The sequence below is a fragment of the Halobium salinum genome, assembly GCF_026586625.1.
GTDB lineage: Archaea > Halobacteriota > Halobacteria > Halobacteriales > Haloferacaceae > Halobium > Halobium salinum.
Genome location: NZ_JAODIW010000006.1, coordinates 1,218,775 through 1,232,485, shown reverse-complemented (window position 1 = coordinate 1,232,485; position 13,711 = coordinate 1,218,775). Strand labels below are relative to the sequence as shown.

15 protein-coding genes are annotated in these 13,711 nt (G+C 68.3%); 7 read left to right on the top strand and 8 right to left on the bottom strand.

The features are described from left to right. Positions 1-81: 81 nt before the first annotated feature. From N5095_RS09600 to N5095_RS09585, 4 genes are all read left to right on the top strand, one after another. Positions 82-939 carry a triphosphoribosyl-dephospho-CoA synthase gene (locus tag N5095_RS09600; protein ID WP_390203051.1) on the top strand — a complete coding sequence of 286 codons (858 nt, stop codon included), beginning with the start codon at positions 82-84 and terminating at the stop codon, positions 937-939. Beyond that, entirely contained in the window at positions 939-1,583 is a 645-nt protein-coding gene (locus tag N5095_RS09595) for a DUF447 domain-containing protein (protein ID WP_267622553.1), read from the top strand. Before N5095_RS09600 ends, N5095_RS09595 begins: the two co-directional genes overlap by 1 nt. Before the next feature lie 179 nt (positions 1,584-1,762). Next, complete coding sequence (locus N5095_RS09590; protein ID WP_267622552.1) at positions 1,763-1,957, top strand: 30S ribosomal protein S17e; 195 nt, start codon at positions 1,763-1,765, stop codon at positions 1,955-1,957. A 147-nt stretch (positions 1,958-2,104) separates the two neighbouring features. Beyond that, the gene (locus N5095_RS09585; protein ID WP_267622551.1) at positions 2,105-2,779 is read left to right on the top strand and encodes a hypothetical protein; all 675 of its coding nucleotides are present in this window, start codon (positions 2,105-2,107) and stop codon (positions 2,777-2,779) included. 31 nt (positions 2,780-2,810) lie between these two features. Here the strand turns inward: N5095_RS09585 and N5095_RS09580 are convergent, their stop codons facing one another. Then, on the bottom strand, positions 2,811-3,683 hold the full coding sequence (locus N5095_RS09580; RefSeq protein WP_267622550.1) for a PHP domain-containing protein: 873 nt from the start codon (positions 3,681-3,683) through the stop codon (positions 2,811-2,813). A gap of 112 nt (positions 3,684-3,795) precedes the next feature. Here N5095_RS09580 and N5095_RS09575 point away from each other — a divergent pair, with 112 nt between their 5' ends. Beyond that, on the top strand, positions 3,796-5,589 hold the full coding sequence (locus N5095_RS09575) for a Rieske (2Fe-2S) protein (protein ID WP_267622549.1): 1,794 nt from the start codon (positions 3,796-3,798) through the stop codon (positions 5,587-5,589). Between the two features lie 416 nt (positions 5,590-6,005). On the opposite strand, the gene N5095_RS09570 is transcribed toward N5095_RS09575, so the two are convergent. The 5 genes from N5095_RS09570 to N5095_RS09550 form a co-directional block, all read right to left on the bottom strand. Further along, positions 6,006-6,188 (bottom strand): hypothetical protein, encoded by a 183-nt coding sequence (locus tag N5095_RS09570; RefSeq protein WP_267622548.1) that lies wholly within the window; start codon positions 6,186-6,188, stop codon positions 6,006-6,008. 7 nt (positions 6,189-6,195) lie between these two features. Continuing rightward, the gene (locus tag N5095_RS09565; protein WP_267622547.1) at positions 6,196-7,260 is read right to left on the bottom strand and encodes a zinc-dependent alcohol dehydrogenase family protein; all 1,065 of its coding nucleotides are present in this window, start codon (positions 7,258-7,260) and stop codon (positions 6,196-6,198) included. Next, positions 7,242-8,165, bottom strand: coding sequence for a hypothetical protein (locus tag N5095_RS09560; protein ID WP_267622546.1), 924 nt, complete (start codon positions 8,163-8,165; stop codon positions 7,242-7,244). Before N5095_RS09560 ends, N5095_RS09565 begins: the two co-directional genes overlap by 19 nt. Before the next feature lie 110 nt (positions 8,166-8,275). Continuing rightward, entirely contained in the window at positions 8,276-9,250 is a 975-nt protein-coding gene (locus N5095_RS09555; protein ID WP_267622545.1) for a TIGR03557 family F420-dependent LLM class oxidoreductase, read from the bottom strand. A gap of 138 nt (positions 9,251-9,388) precedes the next feature. Then, positions 9,389-10,888, bottom strand: coding sequence for a replication factor C large subunit (locus N5095_RS09550; protein ID WP_267622544.1), 1,500 nt, complete (start codon positions 10,886-10,888; stop codon positions 9,389-9,391). A 231-nt stretch (positions 10,889-11,119) separates the two neighbouring features. Here N5095_RS09550 and N5095_RS09545 point away from each other — a divergent pair, with 231 nt between their 5' ends. Both N5095_RS09545 and N5095_RS09540 read left to right on the top strand, forming a co-directional pair. Further along, complete coding sequence (locus tag N5095_RS09545) at positions 11,120-12,127, top strand: sodium:calcium antiporter (protein WP_267622543.1); 1,008 nt, start codon at positions 11,120-11,122, stop codon at positions 12,125-12,127. Between the two features lie 156 nt (positions 12,128-12,283). Beyond that, positions 12,284-12,742: a pyridoxamine 5'-phosphate oxidase family protein gene (locus tag N5095_RS09540; RefSeq protein WP_267622542.1), complete on the top strand. Its 459-nt coding sequence runs from the start codon at positions 12,284-12,286 to the stop codon at positions 12,740-12,742. A 73-nt stretch (positions 12,743-12,815) separates the two neighbouring features. On the opposite strand, the gene N5095_RS09535 is transcribed toward N5095_RS09540, so the two are convergent. Together N5095_RS09535 and N5095_RS09530 are read right to left on the bottom strand one after the other, a co-directional pair. Beyond that, positions 12,816-13,157: a hypothetical protein gene (locus N5095_RS09535; protein ID WP_267622541.1), complete on the bottom strand. Its 342-nt coding sequence runs from the start codon at positions 13,155-13,157 to the stop codon at positions 12,816-12,818. Positions 13,158-13,272: 115 nt separating this feature from the next. Next, on the bottom strand, positions 13,273-13,608 hold the full coding sequence (locus N5095_RS09530) for a hypothetical protein (RefSeq protein WP_267622540.1): 336 nt from the start codon (positions 13,606-13,608) through the stop codon (positions 13,273-13,275). Positions 13,609-13,711 lie beyond the last annotated feature (103 nt).

Below are 13,711 nucleotides of genomic sequence, written 5' to 3'. Positions count from 1 at the left end.
GTCCGGGAGTTCAGCCGTTCCCTCCCGCTCGACCACCCGCGGCCGGGGTACTCGCCCGCCGACCACGCCCAACTCGCGCTCCTGCTCGAGGTCGCCGGAACGCCGAAGCCGGGGAACGTCGACCGCCGGCGTGACCTCGACGACCTCCGGTTCGAGCAGTTCCTCGCCGGGGGCGTCGGGTCGGGTCGGGGACTCCGACGCGCCGCCGGCGGAGCGCCGGTCGGCGAGGCGTTCGAACGCGCCGTGGACGGGATGAGCCAGCAGTCCGGCGGCAACACGCAGTTCGGCTGTCTCCTCCTGCTCGTCCCGCTCGTCCGAGCGGCCGCGGCGGGCGACCTCTCCCCGGCGGGCGTCACCGACGTCGTCGAGGGGACCACCGTCGAGGACGCGGCGGACTTCTACCGCGCGTTCGACCACGTCGCGGTCGCGGTCGGCGACCCGCCCGCGGACGCCCCCGACCTCGACGTGCGCCACGGGAGCGACGCGGTGTCCGCCGTCCGGGAGCGGGGGGTGACCCTCTACGACGTGATGGAGTTGGCCGTCGAGCGCGGGGACGGCTCCTCGGGCGACGGGAACGCCCGCGAGTGGGTCTCCGGGTTCCCCCGGACGTTTCGCGCGGCGGAGTCGATAGGCGCCGACGAGGGGCCGGTGCTCGACCGCGCCGCCCGGGCGTTCGTCGACCTGCTCGCCGACGACGCCGAGTTGGACACGCTCGTCGCGACCCAGCACGGCCCGGAGCGCGCCCGCGAGGTCCGGCGTCGGGCGCGAGAGGTGGGTGGCGACCCCCAGTCCACGGAGCCGCCCGTGGAGCGCATCGACCTCGACGCCGCCGAGGCGCTCGCCGAGGAGTTCGCCGCCGACGGCGTGAACCCGGGGACGACCGCCGACGCCGTCGCCGCGGCGCTGTTCGTCGCGCTGGAGCGCGGGGTCACCGTCTAATGGGTGACGACGGACACGAGACGGAGACGGCCGAGGGGTGGCCCGTTTCCCTCCGGGGTGTCACCGAGTCGGTCGTGACGACGCTCGGGCCGAACGAACTGTGGAACGCCGCCGCGCTGGGACTGCACGCGCCCGACGACGCGGACGCTCCCGTCACGGCGACGACATGGGGTCGAACCCGCACCCGCCGGAACTTCGAGCGCCGAGGGAGCGGCGTCGTGCAGTTCGTCACCGACCCCCGGGAGTTCGTCGACGCCGCGCTCACGATTCGGGAGGAAGAGGGGCCAATACTCCCGAGCGCGGACGCGTGGGTCGAAGTCGAAGTCGAGCGCCTCGACGCGGGCGTGGAAGGTGGCGCCTCGGACGACGGCACCGAGTGGGTCGAGTGGGCGCTGCACCCCGTCGAGAGCGCGGTGCTCGCGGAGCGACCCCTCACCATCAACCGGGGGTTCTACGCCGTCGTCGACGCCACCGTCGCGGCCTCCAGACTGGACGTGCCCGCCTACGACACCGACGAACTGCTCGACCGCCTCGCCTACTTCGCCGAGACCGTCGGGAAGTGTGGCGGCCCCGAGGAGCGCGAGGCGTTCGAGACGCTGGGCGAGGTGACGGGGTGGCGGGAGCGGCGCGAGAGCAGGGGGTGAACGTTGAGCGCGCGCTGGCGAGCAGTCCCGTCTGCGTTCCCGCGAGCGACGGCGAGCGTCCGGGGGCTTTCGAGGAACACCACGGAACCGTCAGCAGGCCTGAAGAGACCACGAAAGGCGCCACGCCCCAATGGCGACGGAACGAATCGTTTTAGTGCGTCTCTACGGAATCTTCCCGCATGGCTATCAAACCCAAGTACGTCAAGCAGATGGGGAACCTCCTGCTGGAGCGCTACCCGGAGGCGTTCAACACCGACTTCGAGACCAACAAGCAGAACGTCAACGAGCTCACCAACGTCGAGTCCAAGGGCGTCCGTAACCGCATCGCCGGCTACGTCACGCGCAAGAAGCAGAGCCAGGCCGCCGAAGCGTAATCCGAGCCGATTTTTCGGCTGTTCCTTTCCTCACACTATCCATTCCGAGCCGCGGGCTACTGAATATCAAAACTGCTGTTCTCAGCACATAGACACCAAGCTGAAAATATAAACCGAATTTACATCATTGGCTCATATAAGTAGACTATGCACATCAGGAATGATTTCGATAATAGTCTGGTTCGGAAAGCGCAGAACGAGTTTGAGATAGCTGAATCAAGACTCGACTCGGCTCTGAAATCCACAGGAGAGGAACGAGGTACAAGTCATAGTACTAGATTTGTTGATGCTCAGCGTTCAATAGAGCGAAGTACCAAAGCTATTTTTGAACTGATGAATGTTCAGTATCCTCCGGATCATGCGATCAACCCAAAATCGCAATCCGGTCTCAATCTACTGAACGCCATCTCAGCTGAGGTTGATAGTATCGAATATTTTGAACAGAAGAGAGGGCACATAACTCAAGAGGAACTGAAACGGATGCACACCGGTGAGGTCGGTCGTCTGATGTTCTTATGTTACATGTATGGAAACGTATACAGTCTTGTTTCGTATGGAATTAACGAGGAGAGATTCAGTTTGTCACCGGATGATTTCGTAAGTTACAGTGACCACGAATGCGCCATCGAGAGCGCGCTCGCCGGACTGAGAATATCTGATGTAATCATTGACTCAATAGCAACTGGCGAGTTGCCGTATACTGACCCTCCCACAGGAACCGGTCCACTCGAAAAGCGTTCAAAAATTAGAGGTGACTTCTATGGAGTACGGTTGCCGGAGACAGACTATGACCCAGTACCGGAGTATCGTCGAGAACTCTGACGTATAGTTTGCAGTCGCAATCTCAGACAGACTACCGCGACAGCGGCGTCCGCCGGTACAGCGACTGCATCGTCCGGAACATCCCCGTCGCCCCGCGCAGCGCGCCCGTCTTCGCGTAGTACGCACTGCGGAGACCGCCCTTCTTGGCGTAGTAGGCGCTGGTGATGGCGCCGGTCTTCGCGTAGTACGCGCTCCTGATTGCGCCGGCCTTCGCGTAGTAGCCGCTCTTGCGGGCCGCGCCGACGCCGTAGTGGTGCGCCGAGACGGGGATAGGCTGGCGCCGACCCTGTACGGCGGTGTCGCCCTCGCGGATGGCGTCGAGGAGCACGTCGGCGGTCAACTCGGCCCGCGAGACGCCCTCGACCTCGATTTCGGTGAACGCCCGCCCGATGCTCGGCACGTGGTGGGCGTCGCTGCCGGCGACGCCCGGGTAGCCGTGCTTGTCGGCGAAGCGCCGCGCGCGGCGGTTCTTGTACCCGGTGAACAGCCACGAGTTGTACACCTCGATGGCGTCCACGTCGCAGTCGGCGAGCGGACGCTTTCGCACACCGTGGCGGGAACGCTGGAACGGGTGCGGGACGATGGCGACGCCGCCGCGGTCGCGGACCCACGCGACGGTCTCGTCGAGCGGGCGCCGGCGCGGCGGCATCTCCTCGACGCCGACCGCGAGCAGGTGGCCGTCGGCGGTCGACACCTCGACGCCCGGAATCCCGACGAGCCCGTACTCGGACGCCAACTCGGCGGCGCGGAGCGATTCGTGGAGCACGTCGTGGTCCGTGACGACGACGGCGTCGAGGCCGATCTCCGCGGCCTGTTCGAGGATCAGCTCGACGGGGTCTGTCGCGTCGTACGACGCCTCGGAGTGGACGTGCGGGTCGACGCAGACGGTCAGTGTCTCGGACACGTTAGGGGAGGTAGGTCCTCGGTCGGCAATAAGTGTCGCGATTAAGAGGCAAATTTCCAACAAAAACGCCGTTCCGCGAAGCGTTTTATCCCGTCGTTCGGTACCTCGTGGCATGGCAGACACACCGAACGAACCGGCGGCGGGAACCGAGGGCCGGGGGGACGGGGAAGAGACGACGTTCGTCGAGGCCCTCCCGCTCCCCGACCTCGAAGCCGAGGGGCGGAGACTCCTGACCCGCGGCGGACACGCCATCGCACTGTTCCACCACGAAGGCGAGGTGCGCGCCGTCGACAACCGCTGTCCGCACATGGGGTTCCCCCTCACGGAGGGGACCGTCGACGACGGGGTTCTCACCTGTCACTGGCACCACGCGCGCTTCGAACTCTCCTGTGGCGACACGTTCGACCCGTGGGCCGACGACGTGCCGACCTACCCCGTCGAGGTGCGCGACGGCGTCGTCTACGTGAAACCCGAGCCGGTCCGAACGGAGCCGCCCGCCGTCCACTGGGCCGAACGGCTGGAGGACGGCCTCGAACGCAACCTCCGGCTCGTCCTCGCGAAGTCCGCCATCGGCCTGCTCGACGCCGGCGTCGGAGCCGAAGAACAGGTCGAGACGAGCGTGCTGTTCGGGACCCGGTATCGCGAGGGTGGCTGGTCCTCGGGACTCACCATCCTCACCCTGCTCGCGAACGTCCTCCCCGACCTCCGGCCCGCGGACCGCAAGCGGGCGCTGTACCACGGCCACGTCCACGTCGCGAGCGACTGTGCGGACCAGCCCCCGAAGTTCGACCAGGAGGCGTTCGCCGCCCGCGACATTCCGTTCGCGCGCCTGAAGTCCTGGTTCCGCGAGACGGTCGAGGTGCGCGACGCCGACGGCGCGGAACGCTGCCTGCGGACCGCCATCGCCTCGGGCCGTTCGGACGCCGAGCTCGCCGAACTGCTCGTCGCCGCCGGCACCGACCACCGCTACCTCGACACGGGCCACACCCTCGACTTCGTGAACAAGGCCTGCGAGGCGCTCGACCTGATCGGCTGGGACCACGCCGAGGCCGTCCTCCCGTCGCTCGTCGAGGGGCTCGCGAGCGCCGACCGCGCCGAGGAGCGCTCCTCGTGGCGCCAACCCGTCGACCTCGCGGCGATGCTGGCGGAGTCGTTCGACCGGCTGGACGCCCTCGGGGAGGAGGGCGAGAACAGCGAGTGGACCGAACCCGACGAGTTCACCGAGACCCTCCTCGCCGACGACCCCGAACGCGTCGTCGACGCCCTCGAAGGTGCGATTCGGGACGGGGCGACCGTCGAACAGCTCGCCGCCGCGGTGGCCTTCGCGGCCGGCACCCGCGTCGCGCGCTTCTCGACGGTGAACGAGTTCTCCGACTGGAACACCGTCCACCACACGTTTACGTACGCCAACGCAGTCCACCGGCTCGCCGAGCGCACCGACGCGACCGAACTCTACCGCGGCGTGTTCGACGCCGCCGCCAACGTCTACCTCGACCGGTTCCTCAACACGCCGCCCGCGGACCTCCCGGCCGAGGGGCCGGCCGACGCCGACCCCGACGCGCTCCTCGACGACCTCCTCGCGACGTTCGACGTGGAGGGTGAGGTGAACGACGCGGGACGACTCGCCGGCCACTACCTCGACGCCGGCGGCGACCCGGCCCGTCTTCGCGAGCGACTCGGCGAGGGACTGCTCCGGGAGGACGCCGGCTTCCACACCTACCAGGCGCTCGAAGCGGCGTTCTCGCAGGTCGACCGCCGGGCGGACCCCGAGGAGCGTCGAACCCTCCTCGTCGCGGCCGCCCGCTACCTCGCGGCGCACTCCCCGACGCGTCGGGAACGCGAACAGACGTTCACCATCGCCTCGCGACTCCATCGGGGTGAGAAGGTCCACGAGTCCGCCGAGTGACCGACCCGGGGATGGATTCGGCCCGCTCAACCGGCCTCATGTCAAGTGAATAATCAGCACTGTTATAATGCTAGCGTAGCGACGTGTGGGCGCAACCCGATTCGCTTCCCTGCCCAGAGGACGGTTTCGGGTTGCGGCATTCCGGCACCCGCTTCGGCGGGTGTTTCTGCTCCGAGAGACGTCCTGAGCGGCGCGTAGCGACTCGCTCCGGCCGATTCTGCGACAAAGTACTTCACAGCCGGTCGCGTACCCCATCGCGTCCGCGCGCTCGTCGCGTGGACATCTCGGAATGTCGAGCCCCCTCTGGGCAGGGGGTTTCCGCCGAACGGTGGTCGGCGTTCCGAACGGTAGGTGGGTGTTCGCTCCCGCGTCGGGACCGAACGCCTGCTTGCTGTCTCGAGGGCGACGCGCCGCAGTCAGTTTCTCCCGCCGAGCCACCGGCTCGCGAGATACGTCGCCAGCGCGGTCGACCCGCCCGTGAGCGCGCCGGTTCGGAGGGCGAGTCGGCGCTCACGGCCGACGGCGAACGTAGTCACCGTCGAGACGGCGAAGGCGACCGTTCCGTTGCGGAGCGCGCGTGAAGCGGATGTGGAGAGCACGCGTCGACTACCCCCCGAAGTCGGTGACGACCTCGACGCCCTCGGTCTCGTAGTTCGTCATCCCCGCCAGCCGCTCGGGGACCGCCGAGAGCGACACCTCCCGACCGACGAGCCGACCGGGGTCGATGGCTCCGGCCTCCAACATACCGAACAGTTCGTCGTAGCGCGAGGGTGGCATCCCGCGCGAACCGTGGAAGGAGCGTTCCGCCATCGCCAGCGTGTCGACCGGAAGCGACACCTCGCCCTTCTCGGCGTCGGTCGTCAGCCCGACCTGGACGTGTTCGCCGCGAATTCGGAGACAGCGGACGGAGTTCCGGCAGGTCTCTGCCCGCCCCAGCGCGTCCATCGAGACGTGGGCGCCGCCGTCCGTGATGCCCTTGATTTCGCGGACCACGTCGGTCTCCCGGCCGTCGACGACGGCGTCGGCGCCGAGGTCTCGAGCCCGAGAGAGCGCCGACTCGCGAACGTCGACGGCGACGACTCGGGCGCCCAGCGCGTCTGCGAGGTGGACCGCCGAGAGGCCGACGCCGCCACAGCCGTGGACGGCGACCCAGTTCCCGGGGTGGAACCCCGTCCTGTGGACCAACGCGTGGTACGCCGTCATGACTCGACAGCCGACCGTCGCCACGTCGCGGGCGGCGACCCCCTCGGGCAGGGCCATCGCGTTGTGGTCGGCCCACGGGAGGTGGACGCGCTCGGCGAACGCCCCCGGCGCTTCGGGGCCGAAGCCGAGCGCCCGCCCGTTCAGACAGACGTTGCCGTGTCCGGTGCGACACAGCGGACAGGCGCCGTCGCCGAGGTTGAACGGCAGGGCGACGCGGTCGCCCTCCCGGACCGTCTCGACTCGGTCGCCCACCTCGACGACCGTACCGGCCGGCTCGTGGCCCAGAATCTGCCCTCGCGGCACGTCGTCGCCGGCCCACTCCCCGTGGCCCTGCCAGGCGTGCCAGTCGCTCCGGCAGATTCCGCAGGCTTCGACGTCGACGACGACGCCGTGGGGTTCGAGCGTCGGTTCGGGGACCTCCTCGATTTCGAGCGGTTCGCCGTACTCTCTCAGGACCGCGGCGCGCATGGCTCGCCGGTTGGTGCGGGTGTGACAAAAAGGCGCGTGCGGGCCGCGTTCGTCGTCTCCGAGGAACCGAAGAGCGAGCCATCGCGGTAGTTGCCGACACCGGTGCGTCGCTCGCCGTCGAGGGGGAGCCAGCCGTCTTGACCGCCGCGGTAGGCCGCTCCGAAGCGTTCGTCGTACTCGTTGTAGCTGTTGTAGAGGCCGAAGCCGTACTCGTTCCAGCCGGAGAACTCCACCCGGAGGTCGACGACGGCCGCGTCGCTCGCCTCGTACTCGGCGTAGACGAGGCTCCGGACGGCGAAGCATCGCTCCACGTCGCTCACGGACGGCCCCTCACAGGCGACCGCTTCGGCCGCGCCGCGGGGGGAGAGCGTCGCCGCGTTGGCGACGGGGTCGCGCGTGTCGATGCGTTCGTCGACCGTCAGGGAGACGCTCAGCTCGTAGGTCGTCGGGAACGGTCGCACGCGGACCGTAGACGAGGCGGCGGGGCGGTTCTCGGCGTCGACGACCTCCCAGCGCTCCAGATTCCCGTCCTCGTCGAAGTAGTGGACGGCGTACCGTTCGGGGGCGATGAGCTCGGCAGCCTCGACGGCCAGCATCGGCCCCTGTTCGGTGTCGACGACGCTCGCCGCGTGGGTCGCGTTCACCCGCGTCTCCAGCCAGGGGTAGGGCTCGTCGGCCGCGAGCGTCGCGTTCGCGACGAGCGGCGTCCCGTTCTCCATCGGAACCGGGAGGTACAGCGTGACGTTCTCGAGCGTCTCGTTGGTCGAGAGCGAGACGTCGTAGTGGTAGCTGCTGTAGTAACTGTCCTCGATTCGCCAGTCGACGAAGAGATAGAGCCCCCCGACCGCGGCCGCGAGGACGAGGAGGAGGGCGCCGAGGACGGCGCCGACCGTGCGGAGTCGCATCGTGTGTCACCGTCGGATGGTACGGTTCGACGGCGTATATCGGCGCGCGCCGGTTCCCGGCGGGTGGGAACGCTCCGCGTCGGGACGGGGAGCCGGAGGCGTCCGGCACCTCACTCCGAGAACGAGGGCAGCACCTCCTCCTCGTAGAACTCGAAGAAGGACTCCTGGTCGGGGCCGACCTGGTGGACGTACACGTGGTCGAACCCGGCGTCGATGGCCTGCTGGATGCCGTCGATGTGTTCGTCCGCGTCGGGCGTCGTCGGGGTGCTCGACTCCCGAACGTCGTCCTCGCTCACCATCTCGCAGGCCTGCTCGAAGTGCTTCGGAGTCGGGAGGAGCTGGTTCAGCTCGCCTGGAAGGAAGCTCTGGGGCCAGTGTTCGTACATCGTCGACACCGCCTCGTCCTCCGTGTCGGCGTAGCAGACCGAGAGCTGGGTGATCTTCGGCCCGTCGGCGCCGCCGGCCTCCTCGTAGACGTCGAGCAAGTCGCCCGACGGGCCGGTCGTCCAGAACCCGTCGCCGAACTCGGCGGCCGCCTCCGCCGCCTGCTCGCCGAACGCCGAGATGCAGACGTTCGGGAGCATCTCCGGGTCGTCCGGCTTCGTGAAGATGGTCGCGTTCTCGACCGTGAAATGCTCGCCGCGGTGGGTGACGTTCGTCCCCTGCCAGAGCTTGCGGATGACCTCCACGGCCTCGCGCGTGCGGTCCATCCGCTCCTCGTAGTTCGGCCAGCGGTGGCCGAACACGTGCTCGTTCAGGTCCTCGCCGGTGCCGACGCCGAAGTGGAACTTCCGGCCCTCGAACATCGTCGCCGCCGTCGCCGCCGCCTGCGCGTAGAGTGCCGGGCCGAGCCGGAACGCGGGGGCCGCGACGCCGACGCCGACGGGTACCTCGTCGGTGGCCTGCGCGACGCCGCCGAGGGTGCCCCAGACGAACGGGGACTCCCCCTGCGTGCGCGTCCACGGGTGGAAGTGGTCGGAGATGGAGAGGAACTCGAAGCCCACCTCCTCGGCGCGGGCCGCGTTGTCGACCAGTTCGTTCGGTCCGAACTCTTCGCTGGAGAGGGTGTAGCCGATTCGTGTCATGGGTGGGTCGGGGTGGCCGTCGCTGTGGGTTGTCGTGGGTGTTCGGGACCATCGGTCGATTCGACGGCCACGGGGGCCGACGGCCGCTCGACCGTCGCTTCGAACGGTTCGGGCGTAAGTCTACTTGCCGCGCCGAGGTCAGAAGTCGCTGAAGCTCATCTGTCCGTCGTCCCCCTCGTCGCCGGTCTCGGCGGCGTCCGCGGTCGCTTCGCCGGCCTCGACAGCCTCGGCGTCCGTCTCGTCGGTCGGCGCCTCGGCCTCGACGGTGCCGCCCGCGCCCGCCCCGTCCTCTTCGCCCTCGTCGACCGACCGCGTCGCACCCACGAACGCGCCGCCGGAGTGCTCTTCCATCAGTTCGTCGCGTAGCTCTTGGGCGTCCTCGACGATGTCCTGCACCTTGTTCGTCGACTCGCCGCTGCCGGTGACGAAGGCGACGTGTTCCGCCTCGAACTCGTAGGCGGCGGCCATCGCGACGGTGAGTTCGCGCGGCTTGCAGTGGTGGGTCATCGCCGAGAGGAAAGGGAGCAGTTCGCGGCGGGCGGTCGCCATGCTCGTGCCGCTCCGTTCCGCGAGCTTCCGCACGACGTAGTCGGCGGTCTTGTCCGAGGAGGGCCAGAACTGCGGCGGGCCGCCGTACTGGGTCCACCCACCGGAGGTACCGTCGCGGGCGGCGGCGACGCCGGCGGCGAGGTTGTCCGTCGCGTAGCGCCAGTAGGAGTAGTTCTGGGTGGCCATCACGCGGCCGAGCCACTTGTCGGCGTTCGCGAGCGCGTCGTAGGCGCGGGCGAGTTCCGGCCCCTCGTACAGCATCGACACCTTGTCCTCTATCCACCGGGTGAGGTCGTCCGGCGTCTCGTCCACGTCGTAGGCGGTGTACAGCGCCTCCTGTGCGCCCTTCTCTTTGAGCACCGCGTCGAGGAACGTCCAGATGTCGACCGTGTCGTCACGGCCCCCGGTGACCACGTCCTCCTCGGTGAGGCGGTCTTTCCCCTCCGCCACCGCCTGCAGGTCGTTGACGGCCCCGCGCAGGTCGCCGTTGTTCATGTCGGCGATGCGCTGGAGCGCGTCCGAGTCGTACTCGATGCCCTCGCGGCGACAGAGGTCGCGCAGGACGGGGACGATGGAGCGCGCGGACACGTCGCGGAACTCGATGTCCTCGCAGGCGTTGCGCAGGCCCCGGGACATGTCGTAGAACTCGTTGGCGATGAGGACGATGGGCTGGCCGGCCTCCTTCACGAGGCGCGTGATGGCCTGTGCGCCGCCGCGGTCGTAGTTGCCGTGGATGTTGTCGGCCTCGTCCAGAATCACGAGCTGGCGGCCGGGCCCGTCGGCGCCGTCACCCGGTCCGGCCGCGGCGCCGGCGAGGGTGGTGTTCTTGGCCGCGCGGCCGGCGAACCGCTCGATGACGTCGGCGGTGCGCTGGTCGGAGGCGTTGAGTTCGACCGTCTCCCACCCCATGTCGGCGGCGAGCGCGTGGGCCGCGCTCGTCTTCCCGACGCCCGGTCTCCCGTGGAGGATGACGGCCTTCCGGTGGTCGTCCCACGAGCGCGCCCACTCGGCGAAGGCGTCGCGGGCTTTGTCGTTCCCGCGGACCTCGGAGAGCGTCGAGGGGCGGTACTTCTCCGTCCAGTCGGTCATTGTCGAAGCGAGGGGTGAAGCGCGTTTAGTGGTTGCGGAGCGCTACTCCTCGGTCGTCCCTCTCGGACCGAGTCGGGACCGAACCCTCCGTACCACGTCGTGGAACGACAACCCGCCAATGTCCGGTCCCGGTCCGTCCCGGTCCGTCCCGGTCCGGTCCGATTCGGAGAGAGAGAGAGCGCCGACTCGTTCGGACACACCTTTGAGTGAGTGTCGACAACCCTCCCTCACATGGTCGGCGTACTCGCCTCTGTGGTCATCGCCGTCGTCGCGACGGCCGTCATCTGGAAGGGGAGCGGGCTCCTCGAACGTTCCGCCGAGTCCCTCAGCAGGTACTACGGGCTCCCGGCGGCCGTCCACGGCGCCGTCGTCGTCGCCGTCGGGTCGAGCTTCCCCGAACTCAGTTCGGTCGTCATCAGCACGCTCCTGCACAGCGAGTTCTCCCTCGGCGTCGGCGCCATCGTCGGGAGCGCCATCTTCAACCTCCTCGTGATTCCGGCGCTCTCGGCGCTCGCCAGCACCCGTCTCGAGGCGACTCGCGACATCGTCCACAAGGACGCGCAGTTCTACATCATCAGCATCCTCGTCCTGTTCATCGTCTTCGCCCTCGGGGCGACCTACGTCCCCGGCGGGACCAACGAGGCCGCTATCCTGACGCCGACGCTGGCCGTCCTCCCGCTCGCCACGTACGCCGTCTACGTCTTCCTCCACCAGCAGGACGTCAGCGAACACGCGGTAGACGAATCGTTCGACGTCGACCCGCTCCGCGAGTGGGGGGCGCTCCTCCTCAGCCTCGCCGTCATCGCCGTCGGCGTGGAGGGCCTCGTCCGCGCCGCGCTGAACTTCGGTGCGGCCTTCGACACGCCGCCGTTTCTCTGGGGGCTGACCGTCATCGCCGCGGGGACCAGCCTCCCGGACGCGTTCATCAGCGTCCGCGCCGCCAGAAACGGCGAGAGCGTCACCAGCCTCACGAACGTCCTCGGGAGCAACACGTTCAACCTGCTCGTCGCCATCCCCGTCGGCGTCCTCCTGGCGGGGTCCGCGACTATCAACTTCCTGACCGCCATCCCGACGATGGGCTTTCTGGCGTTCGCGACGTTCGTCTTCATCGTCTTCACCCGCACCCACCTCGTACTCACCGACGCCGAGGCGTACGGGTTCCTCGGGCTGTACGCGCTGTTTCTCCTCTGGATGACGCTCGAATCGACGGGCGTCATCGAGACCGTCCGAGGAATCTGACCGACTCCCGGTGTCGGGCCCGAAACGGGCGGGAGGGACCTCGACCCACGGAGAAGTACATCGACCGAACGCACCGTCGATTTGAACGTTTCGCTCGGTAGACAGTCTCGGGAATCACGGCGCACCTCTTTGCCCTGTGCGGACGTACCTTCGACCATGGACGACGTACGTTCCGTCCGGATGGACGAAGAGACGCGAAACGAGTTCCTCGGCACCGGCGGCACCGGCGTCGTCTCCTTCGCCCCCGACGAGGCGGGGGAGGCGCCGTTCTCGCTCCCGGTGTCGTACGGCTACGACGCCGAATCCGGCGACTTTTACTTCCGACTGGCGACCGGTCCGGACGCGGGTAAGGCCGACTTCGTCGACCGGCGGACGCCGGTGTCGTTCGTCGCCTACGAGACGCTCGACGGGCGCTGGGAGAGCGTCGTCGCGACCGGCCGGCTGGAGGAGGTGACCGAGGCGGCTATCGATTCCGACGTCGTCCAAGCGATGCGCAACGTGGAGATTCCGCTCGTCGACGTCTTCGACCGCCACCCCCGCGAGGTGGAGTTCGGATTCTACCGGCTCGTCCCCGAGGAGGTGACGGGGAAGCGCGAGGCGCGGACGGAGGACTGAGTCGGCCGGAGGGTCGAGTCGGACCGCGCCCCTCTGAGCGGTCGGCCGAGGGGTGGCAGCCGTCGGAGGCGACTCAGCGGCGGGAGCGCCACCGACGGTTCGTCCGGACCTGACTCAGCACCGAGAGCCGCGCACCGAGCGACTGCGCCGCGACGATGACGAGCATACACGCACCGATCATCGCCGGCCAGACCAGCGCCTGCGCGAGGATTCCGTGGGGAACCATCGTGTAGAGGAAGCCGACCGCGAACACGGTCGCACCGAAGGAGAACGCCCCCATCGCGACGACGCGCCTCGGCATCTGTCGGAGTTCGTACTCGGTCGGCGGGTCGACGACACGGCCGGTGACGAGGAAACCGGCGAGCCACACCAGCGAACGGCGGACCAACGACGAGCGGTGTCTGTTTCGACTCACGGTGGGTGCTCGGAGCGACGACACTTCAACGTTTGTGGACTGTCCACACGACGCTTCCGGCCGCGTTTCCGTCGCTCGAGCGCCTCGCTCGGGCACCCTTCGCGGCGCCTCCGGCTCACTCGGCCCACCGCTCGTCGGACCGACGCCGGTGGCGAACCGAGACGCGGTAACCGACGCCCTGGACGGCGAGGACGAGGAGCGTACAGGCGCCCAGTAGCAACGGCCAGACGAGCGCCGAGGCGAGAATCCCGTTCGGAACCCACACGTAGAGGTGGTACACCGCGGCACACGTCGTCGCGAAGCAGAACGTCCCGTACAGCGCTTCGACGACCGAGGTCCGCTTGAGTTCGTACCACGTGGGCGTGTGCAGGACGCGTCCGAGGACGACGAACGCGGCGAGCCACACGAGGAGACGGCGGGGCATCGACGGCTTGTGAGGGTACCGAGCCACGAACGGCTCGTCCTGCTCCCGCCCCGAATTATAAAATTTCATATATTGATTGATGGAATCGGAATCCTGCCGCAGGCGGCCGGGCCGTGGCGCTCACGGAGCC

Excerpts from the sequence above, each read along its gene's own strand:
- N5095_RS09595 (WP_267622553.1), top strand. The coding sequence starts at position 939 with ATGGGTGACGACGGACACGAGACGGAGACGGCCGAGGGGTGGCCCGTT.
- N5095_RS09590 (WP_267622552.1), top strand. The coding sequence starts at position 1,763 with ATGGCTATCAAACCCAAGTACGTCAAGCAGATGGGGAACCTCCTGCTG.
- N5095_RS09585 (WP_267622551.1), top strand. The coding sequence starts at position 2,105 with ATGCACATCAGGAATGATTTCGATAATAGTCTGGTTCGGAAAGCGCAG.
- N5095_RS09575 (WP_267622549.1), top strand. The coding sequence starts at position 3,796 with ATGGCAGACACACCGAACGAACCGGCGGCGGGAACCGAGGGCCGGGGG.
- N5095_RS09565 (WP_267622547.1), bottom strand. The coding sequence starts at position 7,260 with ATGCGCGCCGCGGTCCTGAGAGAGTACGGCGAACCGCTCGAAATCGAG.
- N5095_RS09560 (WP_267622546.1), bottom strand. The coding sequence starts at position 8,165 with ATGCGACTCCGCACGGTCGGCGCCGTCCTCGGCGCCCTCCTCCTCGTC.
- N5095_RS09555 (WP_267622545.1), bottom strand. The coding sequence starts at position 9,250 with ATGACACGAATCGGCTACACCCTCTCCAGCGAAGAGTTCGGACCGAAC.
- N5095_RS09550 (WP_267622544.1), bottom strand. The coding sequence starts at position 10,888 with ATGACCGACTGGACGGAGAAGTACCGCCCCTCGACGCTCTCCGAGGTC.
- N5095_RS09545 (WP_267622543.1), top strand. The coding sequence starts at position 11,120 with ATGGTCGGCGTACTCGCCTCTGTGGTCATCGCCGTCGTCGCGACGGCC.
- N5095_RS09540 (WP_267622542.1), top strand. The coding sequence starts at position 12,284 with ATGGACGACGTACGTTCCGTCCGGATGGACGAAGAGACGCGAAACGAG.